This window comes from Acinetobacter sp. 40AMC3-4, from assembly GCF_049898185.1.
GTDB lineage: Bacteria > Pseudomonadota > Gammaproteobacteria > Pseudomonadales > Moraxellaceae > Acinetobacter.
Genome location: NZ_JAFCXG010000005.1, coordinates 174,226 through 191,002 on the forward strand (window position 1 = coordinate 174,226; position 16,777 = coordinate 191,002).

Genomic DNA, 16,777 nt, shown 5'->3' on the forward strand with positions numbered 1-16,777 from the left:
TCAGCCTGAAGCGGCAGTTGCTTAAGTCATAAATTAAAAAAAAGCCCCAAAAATGTGGGGCTTTTTTATTGCCTGATAAAATGATCTTCGATTTCCTGAATCAGTGTATTAATTTGCTCAGGATGTTCCAGACGATGATGGCCGCCATCAACTGCCTGAATTTGCATATAGTCTTCAAGTTGTGTCTGAACCGCATGCATATCCAGAATTTCATCGCCCAGCTCCAGATAGGCAAACTGAGGAATATCATGCTGTAAATCGTGATGCCCAATCGGCGGATAATCATCGCGGAAGTTAGGCTGCAAAATGGGATTGGCCACTACACATGGAATTTGATACGCTTGTGACATTTTCAGTGCCCAATAACCGCCAAGACTGTGGCCGACCAGAATATCCGGTTTGATGGTTTCAATCATCTCATGATAAAACTCGGTGACCGAACTATAACTCAGATTTCGATAATCGACATCGATACAGTATTTATGTACCACATCAATGGCATGGAACTTGGTGGATTCTCTGGAGGAATCTAAGCCATGTAAAAACAAAATCTTAGACATAGTTCATTACTCATTTTTATGGGACATGCCATATTGGTTATTTGTTGATTGGCACATCATCTTCAATCTGAGCGTCATTGTAGAACGTCTGGGTGTACAAGGCAGTTAGCTATTGGTCTAAGCCACAATTTTGCAGTGCAATGATTTTGTATAACCCCTGTCTGATTTAAACTTTAATCCCAACTGAGAGCAGCGGGGTGCTGCAAAAGGTTGAAGAAAGGCAATTTAAAAGAGTGACAGAAGGGCTCAACCGAATGGTGTAAATAGCAGGATAGTGGATTTTTCCAAAGAAAAGCCGGTTCCTGAGAGTGTTTGCGCTACGATTTGAGAAGGATTTCTGCTATTCTATGCAACTTCTATTTTTTAACTAATCTTATTCGAGGCAGAGATGACGCAAACTAACGCTCAATCGACTTCTGAACAAATCATTTCCGAAAACGATTTAATTGCACAGCGTCATGCCAAGTTAAAGCAAATCGAAGCTCAGGCACAAGAAACAGGTAAGAGCCCATGGCCGAATACCTTTAAGCGTGAGCATTATGCCCAGGATTTACAAGACCAGTTCGCTGATAAATCTAAAGAAGAAATTGAAGCAGGCGAAAAGGTCTACGTCAAAGTTGCCGGTCGTGTAATGTTGAACCGTGGTTCATTTATCGTGATCCAGGACATGACAGGTCGTATCCAGCTTTATGTTGCGCGTAAAGAACTCGCTGAAGATGTACTGGCTACCATTAAAGGTCTGGACCTTGGCGATATCATTGCAGTCGAAGGTTATATCGGTCGTTCGGGTAAAGGCGATTTGTATGTACATATCGAACATTTTGAATTACTGACCAAATCATTGCGTCCACTTCCAAACAAGTTCCATGGTCTGAACGATACTGAAGTGAAGTATCGTAAACGTTATCTTGACCTGATCGTTAATGAAGAAACACGTAAAACTTTTGAAATTCGTGCCAAAGTTGTGGCGGGTATCCGTGCCTTCCTGACTGAAAAGCGCTATATGGAAGTTGAAACGCCAATGATGCATGTGATTCCAGGTGGTGCATCAGCACGTCCTTTTGAAACACATCACAATGCACTGGACATGTCATTGTTCTTGCGTATTGCGCCAGAGCTCTACTTAAAGCGTTTGGTAGTCGGTGGTTTTGAACGTGTGTTTGAAATTAACCGTAACTTCCGTAACGAAGGTGTTTCTACCCGTCATAACCCTGAATTCACCATGATTGAATTCTACCAGGCGTATGCAGATTACAAAGACTTGATGGAATTGACCGAGCAAATGCTAGAGCGTCTGGCGATTGATATCTTGGGTACGACTGACGTGCCTTATGGCGATGAAGTGTATAGCTTCAAAGGGCCATTCAAGAAAATTTCAATGTTCGATGCGATTCTGGAAAATAACCCGCAATTTACTCCTGAAAATGTCAATGACCGTGAGTTCCTGGCAAAATTCCTTCAGGAAGAATTGAAAGAGCAAGTGAAGCCAGGTTTTGGTCTGGGCAAACTGCAAACTATGGTATTTGAAGAAACCGTAGAAACCAAATTGCGTCAACCGACGTTCATTACTGAATATCCAGCGGAAACTTCTCCATTGGCACGCCGTAATGATCACAATCCACACATTACCGACCGTTTTGAATTCTTCATCGGTGGCCGTGAGTTGGCAAATGGCTTCTCGGAATTAAATGATCCAATCGATCAGGCTGAACGATTCCAGGCACAGGTTGCTGAAAAAGATGCTGGTGATGATGAAGCTATGCATTACGATGCAGACTTTGTAGAAGCATTGGAATACGGTCTTCCTCCAACAGCAGGTGAGGGTATTGGTATTGACCGTCTGGTGATGATCTTTGCCAATGCAGCAAGTATCCGCGATGTGATCTTGTTCCCGCATATGCGTCATAAAAATGCTTAAATGCTGAATTCAAAATAACCCACCATTGTGTGGGTTATTTTTTATCGATACATCTGAAAGCTTGAGTAAAAAACAACAGTTTAATCGTTGAAAATTAACATAGGAGCGATTAAGGTGAAGCAGAAAATAAACTTGAGAATATTCATCCCATGTTGCTAAAAAAAAACATTATTGAGTGTGTTGCTGACTACGCTTGCTCTTCCTGCTTTTGCTCAGGGCCTGGTTCTAAATGATGCAAATTTGCGTACTGACCTGAACTGGTTAAACCAGCAAGGGGTTATTCAAATCAGTACCTCAACCTGGCCGCTGAGTGGGGATGAAATTCAACGAGCCTTAACAAATGCGCAGATCAGCAATACTGTACAGCAGCGTGTAATCGATTCGGTTCTGGCTAAACTAAAGGCAGATAATCAACTGCTAAAATTGGGTGTATTTGCAGAAACCGATCAAAAAAATATTCCACAGACTTTCGGGGATCAGCAAAAAGCACAATATCAGGCAGCTTTAGAGTTTAATGCTGGCAGTACGAATTGGGATGCCAAAATCAGGGTGAATGCTGAAAAAGATCCACAAATTGATAATGATCAGGATGTAAATCTCGAAGGTTCTTATCTGGCGGGGAAACTTTGGAATCAATGGTTGATTGCTGGGCAGATTCCAACTTACTGGGGCCCAAGCCATGATGGCAGCTTGATGCGTGGTGATGCCAGTCGTCCAGTCTATGGCTTTACAGTTCAACGTGCAGAACAGACAGCATTTGAAAATAAATGGTTATCTTGGATTGGGCCGTGGCAATATCAGGCTTTTGCCGGTCAACTCGATGACTATAGCGCAGTTCCAGACGCCAAATTGATTGGTTTGCGTGTTACAGCACAGCCTTTACCTTATTTAGAGCTTGGTGCCTCGCGTGCGATTCAGTGGGGTGGTGAAGGACGACCTGAAAGTTTAAGTTCGCTGTGGGATGCTTTTGTAGGTAGTAAAGATAATGGGGGTACAGGTGAACCAGACCCATCTAACCAGATTGCCGGTTTCGATGCGCGGTTAAATTTATTTTCTCTTACCCAAATTCCGGTGGGTCTATATGCTCAATATGTAGGAGAAGATGAGGCTGGGGGCTTACCTGCAAAAAAAATGTATTTGGCTAGAATCGACTATTCTGCTAGTTTGAGAAATATGCCATACTAAGTTTATGCAGAATGGGCAGATACGCGGACTAATGGCAAGGTTCAAGGCATTTCCTACAACCATACGAATTATACAGACGGTTTTTATCAGCATGGTTATCCTCTAGCACATGCTTTAGGTGGCGATGCGCAGATGATTTCCGTGGGTGAAGACATTCGTATTGATTTTATGAACCGCTTATCGGGTCGTATACTTTTTGCTGATGTGAATCAATCGGAACGAGCCGCCGTTAATAATGCTGCTTTTGCTTTTAATGATGAGATTAAAGCACTGGATTTGACCTGGTCACATTATATCCGTCCAGAAATGCCGCTTAAAATTAATGCATGGGTCGGTGATTCAAAGGTAAATGGTCGAGATAGCGGAGTTTCTTTAGGTATCGAAATACCATTAGAAAAAGGCTTGTTCAGTTATTAATTCTTAGCCATGATTAAATCCTGCTTAAACGCAGGATTTTTTTAGCATTTTGAAAAACTATAAACAAAAAAAACGCAATGATTGGGGTTGTCATTGCGTAGAAAAAGGAATGTCTTTCAAACTACTTCATTAACTGTGGAGAGAGTTAAATCTGATTCCTTACTGAATATGACCATAATAGGATGCATTCTCATATGACTCATCAGTATTCATGTTAATACATGTTAAATAAGGTTAAAACTATGAAGATTATGTGGGGATATTTGCATCATTTTTGCGCAATTATAGTTTAAATAAAAAAGCCCTTCATCAGAAGAGCTTTTCAAAGCAATTTTATATTTAGAAATGGAATACGCCGAGGCCAGATTTAACTTCATCCAGTGTCGCCTGGGTAATATCGCGACATTTATCCGTACCAGTTTTTAGAATATCCATGATGTAATCCGGATCTTTAGCCAGTTCAATACGACGCTCACGAATTGGACCGATCAATTCTTTTAAAATGCTTTCCAGACGTTTTTTCACTGTACCATCGCCTAAACCACCACGACGATAATGGGCTTTAAGTTCTTCCAGCTCTTCTTTATTTGGATCGAAGGCATCTAGATAGGTGAATACCACGTTGCCTTCGACCTGACCTGGATCTTCAATACGTAAGTGATTCGGATCGGTATACATGGCATTGACGGCTTTCTTAATATCTTTATCTGTTGCATCTAGCACAATGGTATTGCCCAAAGATTTCGACATTTTTGCTTTACCATCAAAACCAGGTAGGCGACCAACATTGGAAAGTAGTGCCTTACATTCTGGTAACAGGTCATGACCAATTTGACGGTTTAAACGACGCACGATTTCGTTGGTCTGTTCGATCATTGGAATCTGATCTTCACCCACAGGAACTACAGTGGCCTTGAATGCCGTAATGTCAGCAGCTTGAGCCACCGGGTAGCACAAGAAACCGGCTGGAATATCACGCTCAAAACCACGCATCTGGATTTCAGATTTGATCGTTGGGTTACGCTCAAGACGTGAAACCGTCACGAAATTGAGGTAAAGCATGGTCAGTTCATTTAGTGCTGGCAGGCATGACTGCACACAAATTGTGGTTTTAGTTGGATCAATACCGACAGCCAGATAATCCGTCGCCACTTCAATAATGTTACGACGTACTTTTTCAAAATTGTCCGCATTATCGGTCAGGGCTTGAGCATCGGCGAGTAACAAGTGTTGATGGTGAGAATCTTGCAGACCTACACGAGAGCGTAATGAACCCACAAAGTGGCCGAGGTGGAGTTGTCCGGTAGGACGGTCGCCCGTCAAGATCACTGGACGATTATCTTGATTACTCATTATCTATTCCAAAGGGTAGTCAGTACTACAGCTGTATTTTAACGAATGGCAACATTGTACGGCATTCTGTTTTTGATTGTCAGCCAGAAAAAAAGCTGTCGTAAAAAAATCTTATAAATTAAACAAGTGAATACAATATTTTTAAGAATTTTGATTAAACTATCTGGAAAGAAGATAAGGATAATAAGTATGGCGAGCAGTTTATTACTATTATTAGATGATATTGCTACTGTTCTGGATGATGTCGCTGTCATGAGCAAAATGGCAGCAAAAAAAACAGCAGGCGTCCTTGGTGATGATCTGGCTTTAAATGCGCAGCAAGTGACAGGTGTGCGGGCTGATCGTGAATTACCGGTGGTCTGGAAAGTTGCCAAAGGTTCTTTTGTTAATAAACTGATTTTGGTGCCGCTGGCATTATTAATCAGCTTTATTGCAGGCTGGCTGATTAATCCCTTGTTGGTGCTGGGTGGTTTGTTCCTATGTTATGAAGGCGTGGAAAAAATTATTCATACCTTGCATACACCGAAGGCCAAGGACGCGGAACAGGCGCGTGAGCAATTGATTCATACAGAAATGGATTTGCACCAGTTTGAAAATGAAAAAGTCAAAGGTGCTATTCGCACTGACTTTATCCTGTCTGCTGAAATTATCGTGATTACTTTGGGAACGGTCGCCGCAGCCTCGATGCTGACCAAAGTGACTGTTTTAAGCCTGATCGCGGTGGTGATGACCATTGGTGTTTATGGTTTTGTTGCGCTGATTGTCAAACTGGATGATATCGGTCTGCATCTGACTGAACAGCAGTCCGATTTTAAACAAAAAATAGGACGTGGCTTGTTGGCATTTGCCCCGATCTTAATGAAAATTCTCTCCATTGTTGGGACCGCTGCGATGTTTCTGGTGGGCGGTGGAATTATTAACCATGCAATTCCTTTTATTCATCACTTTACTGAAGACAGTGTTGCTTATGTGCAGGATATTCCCAGCATTGGCAACATTGTCGGTGCCGTAACACCGACCTTGATTAATTTCGCAGTAGGAATTTTAGCGGGTCTGCTGGTCATGCTGGTCATCAGCCTGATTAAGAAAATCTGGCCTAAATCATCAAAAGCTTAAGGTGTGGAAATATCTGGATATTAAGCAGATTAAGAAAAGGAAAAGACTATGCGTTGGAAAGGTCGTCGTGTCAGTAGCAATGTAGAAGACCGTCGTGGTGGTGGTGCCAAAGCTGGCGGAATCAGTATTGTTGGATTGATTGTGGCCTTTGTGGCCTGGAAGTTTTTCGGTGTCGATCCACAACAGGCTTATCAAACCACCAAGCAGGTCACTCAGGGGGTATCGGGTGCGGCAGAAACACGTGGCCTGGAAAATCCCACGCCAGAACAGCAGGAGTCGATTGATTTTGTTGGAACTGTATTGGCAGATACTGAAGATACCTGGAATCAGGTGTTTCAGCAGCAGTTAAATCAGCAGTATGTCCCACCGAAACTGGTGTTGTTTAACGGCATCGTGAATTCTGGTTGTGGTACTGCTCAGGCGGCGATGGGGCCTTTCTACTGCCCGACAGACCAGAAAGTGTATATCGATACTGCATTCTTTAAAGATATGCGTACCCAAATGGGCATTACCGGAGAACAGAATGCCACCGAACTTTCCCGCAATGATCAGGCGGGGGATTTTGCGCTGGCCTATGTCGTGGCCCATGAAGTGGGGCATCATATCCAGACGATTTTAGGTATTTCTTCTCAAGTACAGCAAGCACGTCAGCAAGCAAGCGAAGTGCAAAGTAATCAGCTTTCAGTGCGTCAGGAATTGCAGGCAGACTGTCTGGCCGGCGTTTGGGCTTACCATAATCATGAACGTACCCAATTTCTGGAACAGGGTGATGTGCAGGAAGCGATGGATGCCGCCCATAAAATTGGCGATGATTATTTACAGAAACGTGCTCGCGGGCAGGTGGTGCCGGACAGCTTTACCCATGGCAGCAGCGCGCAGCGGGTACAATGGTTTAACACCGGCTTGAAATCCGGTCAAGTTGCGAATTGTGATACCTTTAATCAAAATATTTAAATGACTTCGATAAAAAAAAGGAGCAGATGCTCCTTTTTTTATTTATGCAGAAAACGCCGGAAGTTTCTTAATATCTTGATACTGACAAATAATGCAGCCAAAGCAAACAGTGCAATTGCAAAGACTGTATATTTGAGGTTGCTAATGTCATTTTGATAAAACTGCTGAATTTCTTGTTTGTTATATTCTAAAGCAGTTGCTTTGCCGGTTCGGCTATCTCTGAACTGGATTTTTTCAATATAGAACAGATTTCCCGCTTTGATTAAGTCAACAGTCTGGATTTGACGGGTATGCGATTGATTGTCTTCATCGCTACATAAAGCGCTGTAATGTTCACAGTTGATTTTGGCCACATAACCATTTCCTGCAATCAGAATAAAAATTGCATTGTCTGGTCGCTGGTTATTGGACACCAATACATACTGTTCGCCGGCTGTACTTTTTAAGGGAATGCTGGTGGCTTGCTGATAATGCTGTTCTGCTTGCAGAATTTCCTGAATTTTAGCAAAGCAGGTAAAACATAAGGACAACGTGATCAGAAAAATCACGCTGGCAAAACAGAGACGAAAAATGGTTTTGACAGTTTGATGCATGGGAGAAAAATTCAAAATAGAATAATGGGAAAGCAAAAGCCGAGTGCTGATCTGTATGTTAAATCATCATTCGAAAATACTGAAAAGAAACTTAACTCAATTCGATAAAAAAGCGGACTAAACTTGTTTTGCCAGAATACCTTGCTATTTAAATCTCTATTTTAACAACGCCTCTCGGCGCATAGTGCTCCATATCGCCCGATTTTAGGAAACCGAATGGGAAATTTCTTTTTTCTTCAGCTACTCACGGTGGTCTTTGCTCTGTCTATTGCCACGACCATGTTTAATAAGCGCGTTTTAGGCTTTCCGCAAGCGATCGGTGTCCCTATTGTCTCTGCAATCTTTGTTTTCATTTTGCAGTGGGGCGCCAGTTTACTGCATGGTAATCCATTCTTTAGCATCAATATTGACAATATCGAGCAGGCTGTTCGTCACGTCGATTTCTATGATTTTCTGATCAATGGTGTGATCTGTTTTATCCTGACTTCATCTGCGCTGAAGTTTAAGGTCTCAGATTTGCGTAACCACTGGCGGCCGATCAGTATTTTGGCTGGTCTGGCTTTGGTGTTCTGTGCAGTGTTCTTTGGTGTGGTGTTGTATGGTTATCAGTTCCTGATTGGTAAACATGTTGACCTGCTGGTTTTGCTCTTGCTAGGGGCGGCCTTGGGCGCCACAGATCCGATCGGCATCAAAGGCGTATTGAGTTCGGTTCGCGCACCGCATCATTTGATTGTCAAGCTTGAAGGCGAATCACTGTTTAATGATGCAATGTGTATTGCCTTATTTATGACCTTGCTCAATGTTCTGCAAGGTGAAAACTTTACGGTACTGGCAGTGCTGCAAACCTTGCTTTATGAAATTGTCGTGGCGGTGCTGATTGGTCTCGGATTCGGTTTTGCGATCTTGCGGATTTTGCGCGGTAAGCATGAAATGGAATCTCTGATTTTGACCACGGCCTTGCTGGCTTGTGGTTCCTATCTGGTGGCTTTGCTGGCACATGCTTCCGCGCCAATTGCCTGTGTGATTGGTGGTTTGATTGTTGGCAATAAATGGAAAGAAATCCTGGCAGATGCTGAAATTGGTGACGTTAATCATTTCTGGCATACGGTTGAGGGAATTATCAATTCATTCCTGTTTACCCTGATTGGTCTAGAATTGTTTATTCTGGACTTGAGTACCAGTCTGGTTCTGGGCGGAATGGTGGCTTTTGTGATTCTACATCTGGCCCGTTTTGCAGCCAACTATCTGGCCTTTGCCATGTTCCCAAAAGTCAGCAAGAAAAGCTATAACGGCAGTTTGACCATCCTGTCTTGGGGCGGAGTACGGGGCGGGATTTCTTTGGCCTTAATTCTGGCGGTCGCCAATGTTCCTCAGCTGGAAGCCTATAGCAGTATTCTGGTGGGCTATACCTTTATTGTAGTGCTATTGTCCGGTGTGGTATGTGGCTTGGGCCTGCCTGCGGTGATGAATGCGTTTTATTATAATCCCAATGAAGAGACGCAGGGCTTTAAAGGCTGGTATCAACGCATGTGTCATAAAATGAATCGTAAGGGTTTTCGCTATATTGTTGGAGAAGATGCCAAAGGAAATGAGGCTATTACTATCTTTCAGCCAGAGATTCTGATTGATCAGAAAGATGCAGATGGCGTCGCCACGGTGCATCATCCAGATAAGGTTCAGGAAGTAAAACGACTGGAAAATCCGGATAATTTCTAAAGTTAAAACTTAGAATCTCAATATGCTATGGATTTGTTGTTAGTGAGCTGAGATCGCTTGGGTTAGCGTATTTCATCAGGCTTGATTATTTTCATCTAGCTTTTTGTGGATAGGTTGAGGTGTGATCTTTTATTTAAATGAGCTATTAATGAGATGAAAATGACCCAGACAAGTTCAGCCAATCAGGAAATGACAGAAATGATTTTGGCTGTGGTCAATCAGATTCCATATGCCAAAGTCGCCACTTACGGACAGATTGCCAGACTGGCAGGTTTACCCAAACATGCGCGATTGGTCGGGCGAGTATTAAGTCATCTAGATTCGGACACTAATATTCCCTGGTATCGGGTGATCAATGCACAAGCGAAAATCAGTCTGAAGCAACTGGACGAACATGGCCAGAATATCCAGCAGCAAAAACTTATGCAGGAAGGAATTTGTTTTAGAGGTGATCGAGTGGATTTAAAACGCTATCAATGGGATGGTCTGGTCGAGGTATAAAAAAATCCCCACTTGGTGAAAAGTGGGGATTTTGAAGGTAATTTAGTTGCGAATCACCATCACTGGGATATCCGCTTGGCCGAGAATGCTTTGCGCTACGCTGCCAAGGAACAGTTTTTTGAAGCCAGTACGGCCATGAGAACCAATCACGATCAGGTCAGAATTTAAATCTTTAGCTGCTTTGACAATCTCGCTATAAATTACCTGACCCTCAAGGAGCTGTGTATCCACTTCAACACCGGCACCGGAGAATTTTGCTTTGGCTTCATCCAGCGTTTTCAGGATAGAAGTGCGGGCACGTTCAATCAGGTCATTGGTTTGTGCCGCAGAGATATATTCCGCAGCGATATAAGGGTCCAGCGCCAACACTTGAACCACTGTGACTTTACTGTTAAATGCTTTGGCAATTTCTACAGCTTTATCTACTGCAGCATACGATGTTTCTGAACCGTCAACAGGTACTAAAATATGTTCAAAAGGCATTAGAATTCTCCTAAGGGGAATTTAGAGTTATAAAATTATGACGCGTTAAACCGGGTACGAATAGTTGTTTATACTTTGATCATAGCCTGTATTGTATAAAAATAAAACCAAGTAAATACATAGGTATAATGTCTAATAGATTAAAGAATCAAGCATCTGTTTAGAGCTATTGAACCGAGTTATTTATTTAGCCTAAGTTGATAATTTATATGTAATTAATGAGCTTAGTCAAAATGGCGGTCAATCACATCGAATAGATGTCGGGTCTAATTTTATTTGCGGTGACAGCTGTTCATAGCGATTTAAAATTGTTTGAATTTCACCTGCATAAATTTTTTGCTGTAGCTGCCGGATTTTATGTTCTGTTAAATGTAAATGCGCACAGTGTAATGCAATCTGATTTTCCCCGGTTACCGCCAGTCGTTGAGTCTGCTCATATTCCGGATAGCGCTCGATTTTCTGCTGTGCTCTGCTGAGTTGTGCTAAAGACCTTTTCTGCTGCATGCTCATCAATTGCTGCTGATTAATCCACTGTGCCACATCACGTCTGACGCCATTATAATCTACGAAAATAGGCGAGATGATCTGGCAGGCACTCAGGCTTGAAAGGCCAATGAGTAAAATAAATATTTTGATTTTATACATGTAATGAATTCTCGAAGAATTAAATACTGCTATGAATGCGTGAATTACATACTAAAAAAAGCTTTTTTGTTTAAAATTTAAAAGTTTATTCCATATTTGCATAAAGACTGAACATTTGTGTTTTAAAATGCTTGACGATAGAAGCTGAAATTACGATAATGCGCACACAGTTTACGGCTATGTAGCTCAGTTGGTTAGAGCACCGCACTCATAATGCGGGGGTCACAAGTTCAAGTCTCGTCATAGCCACCATTTTAAAAGACCAAGCTCTCAGCTTGGTCTCTTTTTTTGTCTTTTAAAAAGCACTGTAAACCATCAAAAATATTTGAAGCATCCACTAATTTTTAGTTTCCACAAAACATTATTTTTCCTTCTTGATGTTGGGGCTATTTTTCATTCTACTGCCGCATAAAAAAATCGCCCAAGCATTCCTTGGGCGATTCTGATTTACATCATTGAGAGCAGAATTTAGCTACCTGCTTTCCAGCCATTCACAATTGGATAACGACGCTCACGGCCATAAGAGCGTGAGCTGATACGTGGTCCAATGGCACCTTGGCGGCGCTTGTACTCATTGATATCAACCAGACGAATCACTTTTTTCACGACTTCAGCATCAAAGCCTTTGGCAATGATATCGTCTTGACTCATATCTTCTTCAATATAAGAGTACAAGATCGCATCCAGAATGTCATAGGCAGGTAAAGAGTCTTGATCGACCTGATCTGGACGCAGTTCTGCTGAAGGTGGACGGGTAATCACACGTTCCGGAATCACTGGAGTTTCTGAAATGCTGTTACGATATTTCGCCAGTTCAAACACAATGGTTTTATACACATCTTTCAGAACTGCATAACCACCGACCATATCGCCATACAGGGTGCAATAACCGACAGCTAGTTCAGACTTATTACCGGTTGCCAGCACCAGATTACCGAATTTGTTAGATAGGGCCATCAATAAGGTGCCCCGTGAACGTGCTTGCAGGTTTTCCTCGGTAGCATCGACTGGAGCGTTGCCAAAGAACGGGAATAGCACCTGCATAAAGCCGCTTACCACTGGATTGATTTCGGCAATACCGAAAGTCACGCCCATATTTTTGGCTTGAGCCGCTGCATCTTCCACACTGATTTGTGCGGTATAGGTATAAGGCATCATCACAGCTTGAACTTTGTCTGCGCCAAGCGCATCTACAGCAATCGCTAGGGTCAGGGCAGAGTCAATGCCGCCAGACAGTCCCAGAATCACACCTGGGAAGCCAGAACGCTGTACATAATCACGTGTAGCCATGACCAGGCTTTGATAAATCTCAGCCATGGTGTCTAAAGCAGGTGCAATTGCACCTTTGCTGAATTGCAGTTGTTCAGCATTAAATTCTGCAATTGCCAGATTTTCCTGGAAAGTTGGTGCCTGTAAAGCCACCTCGCCAGATTTGTTGAGCACAAAACTGGTACCGTCAAAGATCAGATCATCTTGGCCACCGACCTGGTTACAGTACACCAGATTGATATTTAGCTGTTTGACCAAGGCCGCCATGGTTTCAATGCGATGTTGTGGTTTACCCACTTCATATGGCGATGCATTTAGTACCAAAGCTGTGTCGATATTCAATTTTGCCAGTTGCTGAACAGTGGCTAAAGACCAGACATCTTCACAGATCAGTACGCCAAATTTATGTCCAAGATACTCAAAAACCAGATGCTGATGACCTTCGCCAAAATAACGCTTTTCATCAAATACGCCATAGTTTGGCAACACTTGCTTGTTATAAACACCCAGTACTTCGCCATCTTTCATGACAGCAGCCGAGTTATAACGCTGACCATCTTCAGTTTGATTAACAAAACCAAAGACCATGACAATATCTTTTACTTCAGTCAGTTTTTCAAAAGCCGCTTTGGTGCGTTTCACCAGGCTCGGGCGAATTAATAAGTCTTCTGCAGGGTAGCCCAGCGTTGAAAGTTCAGGAAAGATAATCAGATCCGCTTTATCTTTTTTAGCCTGATTGGCCAGATCAATCATTTTTTGCGTATTTGCATCCAGATTGCCCACATGTGGAGAGAATTGAGCAATCGCAATTTTAAAACTTTTCATTCCAAGTAAATCCTATTCCTATAGGTTGATACACTAAATTACTGATTTTTATAATTCTAATTATTCAGTTGAGTGCACTTCGATATTCATAAAATGCCAAATGGCTTAAATAAAAAAACTTTTTATCGCATGATCATTGAATCTTAATCTGCGATGCAAAATAATCATACCTGCCTATTTTATCGAAATTTTATCGATAAGCTAGAGTTGATTTAGCAGAACAGGCATTGAGTGAAAAAAGTTATTATATAAAATTAGAAAATATGCTGATTTTTTATGCATCTAGGCTTATGTAGATTTAAAGACTGAAATCTAAATTTTGGCTTTTAAAATATGCCTTAGCTATATTGTTTGGAATTAAACTGATTAAATATCATCTGTTTATTTTTGGATTTAAAATAATATTCGGAATTTTTTTTAGAAAAATATCCCGGGCAATATCGCCTTGTTGTTCAATATTGTAGGTTGAAAATGATTTGTTGGGATTAAATTGATATTTGTACGGATTATATTTTCCCAAGCTGAGAAAATAAGCACTTTGTAAAAATGCCCCTTTTAAAAGCACATTGATCTGACATTGGTGTTGATAAATATGCGCCATCTCATGAATAAATAGTGCCTGATAAGATAAACTCTCGCGCGAATAATCTTCCCGATAATTTAAATTGCGTACATGGATGTAGCCACTGGGGGCCATAATGACATGTTTGGATTGCCAGGGCAGGTAGGGGTGATTCATGATTTTAACGCGAGAATAATCGATCAGGTTGCCAAATACCTGTTGGGAAATTTTGATTTCACCAGGCGTTAGACTGCGGCACTTAAACTGTTCAAAACGAACCAGTCTTAAAATAAAGGGCAGAAAATACAACAGCATTCAATATGCATCCTGTTTTTAGGTGACTTAGTTCGTGAATATGATTTTGATATGCTAATTTTAAAACGTTTCAGGTCAATTTTTTGTAGGCTTTTGTCAGCACTAAAAAAAACCACCCGGGAGGGTGGCTTTTTTTAAGTCTTTCGACGCGGTTCGAATTAACGAACGATATCGCGTTGAACTTCGCCAGTGTAAAGCTGACGAGGACGACCGATCTTGTAAGGACCGCTGTGCATTTCTAACCAGTGGCTGATCCAGCCAACAGTACGTGCAAGCGCGAAGATTACAGTAAACATTTCAGTCGGGATACCAATCGCTTTAAGGATGATACCTGAGTAGAAGTCTACGTTCGGGTAAAGGTTACGCTTGATGAAGTATTCGTCAGAAAGCGCGATACGTTCAAGTTCCATAGCCAATGCAAGCTGTGGATCATTGATGCCAAGTGCACCAAGAACTTCGTCACAAGTTTCTTTCATTACTTTCGCACGTGGATCGAAGTTTTTGTAAACTCGGTGACCGAAGCCCATTAGTTTAACTTCTTTAGTTTTTACTTTTTCCATGAAGCCAGCAACGTTTTCTACAGTGCCGATTTCGTCAAGCATCTTAAGAACAGCTTCGTTCGCGCCGCCGTGAGCAGGGCCCCAAAGTGCAGAGATACCAGCAGCGATACATGCATACGGATTCGCACCGGTAGAACCAGCTAAACGTACTGTAGACGTAGACGCATTTTGTTCGTGGTCAGCATGAAGCGTGAAGATACGGTCCATTGCTTTTGCAAGAATTGGATCAACTTTATAATCACGGTCTGCAGGAGTAGCAAACATCATGTGCAGGAAGTTTTCTGCATAACCAAGGTCGTTACGTGGGTAAACGAATGGTTGACCGATGGTGTACTTGTAGCTCCAAGCCGCCAGCGTAGGAATCTTCGCGATTAAACGAATTGCAGTGATTTCACGGTGGTTCACATCTTCGATGTCAAGGTTGTTGTGATAGAACGCAGACAACGCACCAACCACACCGACCATGATCGCCATAGGATGCGCATCACGACGGAAACCATTGTAGAAACGGCTAACTTGATCGTGAACCATTGTATGGTTACGTACTTTAGCGTCAAATTCTTCTTTTTGCTCAGCAGTTGGAAGTTCGCCATTTAACAATAAATAGCAAGTTTCCAAGTAATCAGCTTTAGTCGCCAATTGATCGATTGGGTAGCCACGGTGTAAAAGTACACCTTTGTTGCCATCGATGAACGTGATTTTAGACTCGCACGCAGCTGTCGCCATAAAACCAGGATCAAAAGTAAAGTGACCTGCAGCCAACACATCTTTAACGTCGATTACATCTGGGCCCAATGTGCCGCTGTAAATTGGTAGTTCAATTTCTTTGCCATCAAGCTGTAAAACGGCTTTCTTGCCAGTTGCTTCAGACATTCAATAGATCTCCTGTCCTGGTGAATGTATATCCGCTTTGTCTATCAATCTTTTAATGCACAAAACGGACGGATCAAAAATTTGCTATAAGATTAGTGAGTACTGAAATTTTGTCAATTATACTTATGGATGAAAAAATGACGGCCGCACAGCGGTTTAGTCATATTCGCTCAGTATAAAAAGTTCAGTAAAATCACAGCATCAAACCTCTATAATAAGTCAAATTGATGCAGAGGTGCAGAAAAAAATAGACTGCTTGGGGCATTTGTAAGCGTTTTTTCCTAGCAAGAAATGCGGGTGAAAATGGTGAAAGATTAAGGTGAGCATGCTTAAAACTATATAAATCTCATAACTTACATCGTTTTTACCAAGTTGAATTTCAGAGGTAGAATTATAAATAAAAGCAATTAATTGAATTTTGAATCCGGTTCAATTGATTAAAAAGTAGCTTAATAAATGGCCAACTTTGCAGCAAAGGGAGGCAGTATAAAAATAAATGAATGATTTTTTGAATCTAAATGCTTCAAATTGATTGAAAAACCCATCATCTGATGCACTAAGTCGCTATTTAACATCAGGTTATCTGAATCACTGCGCTGCTGCTGAATTGGGGCAAGTGGTCTGTTAAATATAGGCGCTTGATTTAAATCTGAATTAAAAAGAGATTTAAATAATATTTGTGATGGAACTGTGCGTCTTTAGTCTAAAACTCAAACATGGTCCTGCAGGCTTAAAACCGAGTGAATTGATCATCTTAATTATTTAAAAACAATCATATAGATAGGAATTGAAAGGGCGGAATAATATATTAAGCCCGACTTATTGTTGTTAATGATTCTTATTTAATAGTTTTTTATCCAAAAAGCCAAATTCAGCCGTTTGTATTTTAATAGTTCACGTTTTATAATTCAGTGTCGTTTTGATTTTAGGCA

Annotated in this window: 13 protein-coding genes, 1 tRNA gene and 1 pseudogene; 7 read left to right on the forward strand and 8 right to left on the reverse strand. The window is 41.6% G+C overall.

Annotated elements, in window-relative coordinates; translation table 11 throughout:
- Positions 1 to 65: 65 nt before the first annotated feature.
- On the reverse strand, positions 66 to 560 hold the full coding sequence (locus ACP7BU_RS08315; RefSeq protein WP_004279417.1) for a YqiA/YcfP family alpha/beta fold hydrolase: 495 nt from the start codon (positions 558 to 560) through the stop codon (positions 66 to 68).
- Between the two features lie 388 nt (positions 561 to 948).
- Between ACP7BU_RS08315 and lysS the strand changes: the two genes are divergently transcribed.
- A complete protein-coding gene (gene lysS, locus ACP7BU_RS08320) occupies positions 949 to 2,478 on the forward strand; it encodes a lysine--tRNA ligase (protein ID WP_425879706.1) in 1,530 nt (509 codons plus the stop codon).
- A 180-nt stretch (positions 2,479 to 2,658) separates the two neighbouring features.
- A pseudogene (locus ACP7BU_RS08325) lies at positions 2,659 to 4,080 on the forward strand (capsule assembly Wzi family protein).
- 339 nt (positions 4,081 to 4,419) lie between these two features.
- On the opposite strand, the gene trpS reads toward ACP7BU_RS08325, so the two are convergent.
- Positions 4,420 to 5,433, reverse strand: coding sequence for a tryptophan--tRNA ligase (trpS, locus tag ACP7BU_RS08330; protein WP_004279419.1), 1,014 nt, complete (start codon positions 5,431 to 5,433; stop codon positions 4,420 to 4,422).
- Between the two features lie 189 nt (positions 5,434 to 5,622).
- Between trpS and ACP7BU_RS08335 the strand changes: the two genes are divergently transcribed.
- Positions 5,623 to 6,549 (forward strand): DUF808 domain-containing protein, encoded by a 927-nt coding sequence (locus tag ACP7BU_RS08335; protein WP_004646278.1) that lies wholly within the window; start codon positions 5,623 to 5,625, stop codon positions 6,547 to 6,549.
- A 48-nt stretch (positions 6,550 to 6,597) separates the two neighbouring features.
- Positions 6,598 to 7,503 (forward strand): KPN_02809 family neutral zinc metallopeptidase, encoded by a 906-nt coding sequence (gene ypfJ / locus ACP7BU_RS08340; protein ID WP_004279421.1) that lies wholly within the window; start codon positions 6,598 to 6,600, stop codon positions 7,501 to 7,503.
- Between the two features lie 38 nt (positions 7,504 to 7,541).
- Here the strand turns inward: ypfJ and ACP7BU_RS08345 are convergent, their stop codons facing one another.
- Positions 7,542 to 8,096 carry a hypothetical protein gene (locus ACP7BU_RS08345; protein ID WP_005246964.1) on the reverse strand — a complete coding sequence of 185 codons (555 nt, stop codon included), beginning with the start codon at positions 8,094 to 8,096 and terminating at the stop codon, positions 7,542 to 7,544.
- 216 nt (positions 8,097 to 8,312) lie between these two features.
- On the opposite strand from ACP7BU_RS08345, the gene ACP7BU_RS08350 reads away from it, so the two are divergent.
- A complete protein-coding gene (locus ACP7BU_RS08350) occupies positions 8,313 to 9,812 on the forward strand; it encodes a cation:proton antiporter (RefSeq protein ID WP_425879709.1) in 1,500 nt (499 codons plus the stop codon).
- A gap of 159 nt (positions 9,813 to 9,971) precedes the next feature.
- Positions 9,972 to 10,313 carry an MGMT family protein gene (locus ACP7BU_RS08355; protein ID WP_425879711.1) on the forward strand — a complete coding sequence of 114 codons (342 nt, stop codon included), beginning with the start codon at positions 9,972 to 9,974 and terminating at the stop codon, positions 10,311 to 10,313.
- Positions 10,314 to 10,355: 42 nt separating this feature from the next.
- On the opposite strand, the gene ACP7BU_RS08360 is transcribed toward ACP7BU_RS08355, so the two are convergent.
- Both ACP7BU_RS08360 and ACP7BU_RS08365 read right to left on the reverse strand, forming a co-directional pair.
- Positions 10,356 to 10,796, reverse strand: coding sequence for a universal stress protein (locus ACP7BU_RS08360; protein ID WP_004279425.1), 441 nt, complete (start codon positions 10,794 to 10,796; stop codon positions 10,356 to 10,358).
- A 240-nt stretch (positions 10,797 to 11,036) separates the two neighbouring features.
- Entirely contained in the window at positions 11,037 to 11,441 is a 405-nt protein-coding gene (locus tag ACP7BU_RS08365) for a hypothetical protein (protein ID WP_425879714.1), read from the reverse strand.
- A gap of 175 nt (positions 11,442 to 11,616) precedes the next feature.
- On the opposite strand from ACP7BU_RS08365, the gene ACP7BU_RS08370 reads away from it, so the two are divergent.
- A tRNA-Met gene (locus ACP7BU_RS08370) sits at positions 11,617 to 11,693 on the forward strand.
- A gap of 216 nt (positions 11,694 to 11,909) precedes the next feature.
- On the opposite strand, the gene ACP7BU_RS08375 is transcribed toward ACP7BU_RS08370, so the two are convergent.
- The 3 genes from ACP7BU_RS08375 to gltA form a co-directional block, all read right to left on the reverse strand.
- The gene (locus ACP7BU_RS08375) at positions 11,910 to 13,535 is read right to left on the reverse strand and encodes an NAD+ synthase (protein ID WP_004730268.1); all 1,626 of its coding nucleotides are present in this window, start codon (positions 13,533 to 13,535) and stop codon (positions 11,910 to 11,912) included.
- A 373-nt stretch (positions 13,536 to 13,908) separates the two neighbouring features.
- Positions 13,909 to 14,412: a hypothetical protein gene (locus tag ACP7BU_RS08380; protein ID WP_004279428.1), complete on the reverse strand. Its 504-nt coding sequence runs from the start codon at positions 14,410 to 14,412 to the stop codon at positions 13,909 to 13,911.
- A 158-nt stretch (positions 14,413 to 14,570) separates the two neighbouring features.
- Complete coding sequence (gene gltA, locus ACP7BU_RS08385) at positions 14,571 to 15,845, reverse strand: citrate synthase (protein WP_004279429.1); 1,275 nt, start codon at positions 15,843 to 15,845, stop codon at positions 14,571 to 14,573.
- Between the last annotated feature and the right edge of the window lie 932 nt (positions 15,846 to 16,777).

Excerpts from the sequence above, each read along its gene's own strand:
- ACP7BU_RS08315 (WP_004279417.1), bottom strand. The coding sequence starts at position 560 with ATGTCTAAGATTTTGTTTTTACATGGCTTAGATTCCTCCAGAGAATCC.
- lysS (WP_425879706.1), top strand. The coding sequence starts at position 949 with ATGACGCAAACTAACGCTCAATCGACTTCTGAACAAATCATTTCCGAA.
- trpS (WP_004279419.1), bottom strand. The coding sequence starts at position 5,433 with ATGAGTAATCAAGATAATCGTCCAGTGATCTTGACGGGCGACCGTCCT.
- ACP7BU_RS08335 (WP_004646278.1), top strand. The coding sequence starts at position 5,623 with ATGGCGAGCAGTTTATTACTATTATTAGATGATATTGCTACTGTTCTG.
- ypfJ (WP_004279421.1), top strand. The coding sequence starts at position 6,598 with ATGCGTTGGAAAGGTCGTCGTGTCAGTAGCAATGTAGAAGACCGTCGT.
- ACP7BU_RS08345 (WP_005246964.1), bottom strand. The coding sequence starts at position 8,096 with ATGCATCAAACTGTCAAAACCATTTTTCGTCTCTGTTTTGCCAGCGTG.
- ACP7BU_RS08350 (WP_425879709.1), top strand. The coding sequence starts at position 8,313 with ATGGGAAATTTCTTTTTTCTTCAGCTACTCACGGTGGTCTTTGCTCTG.
- ACP7BU_RS08355 (WP_425879711.1), top strand. The coding sequence starts at position 9,972 with ATGACCCAGACAAGTTCAGCCAATCAGGAAATGACAGAAATGATTTTG.
- ACP7BU_RS08360 (WP_004279425.1), bottom strand. The coding sequence starts at position 10,796 with ATGCCTTTTGAACATATTTTAGTACCTGTTGACGGTTCAGAAACATCG.
- ACP7BU_RS08365 (WP_425879714.1), bottom strand. The coding sequence starts at position 11,441 with ATGTATAAAATCAAAATATTTATTTTACTCATTGGCCTTTCAAGCCTG.
- ACP7BU_RS08375 (WP_004730268.1), bottom strand. The coding sequence starts at position 13,535 with ATGAAAAGTTTTAAAATTGCGATTGCTCAATTCTCTCCACATGTGGGC.
- ACP7BU_RS08380 (WP_004279428.1), bottom strand. The coding sequence starts at position 14,412 with ATGCTGTTGTATTTTCTGCCCTTTATTTTAAGACTGGTTCGTTTTGAA.
- gltA (WP_004279429.1), bottom strand. The coding sequence starts at position 15,845 with ATGTCTGAAGCAACTGGCAAGAAAGCCGTTTTACAGCTTGATGGCAAA.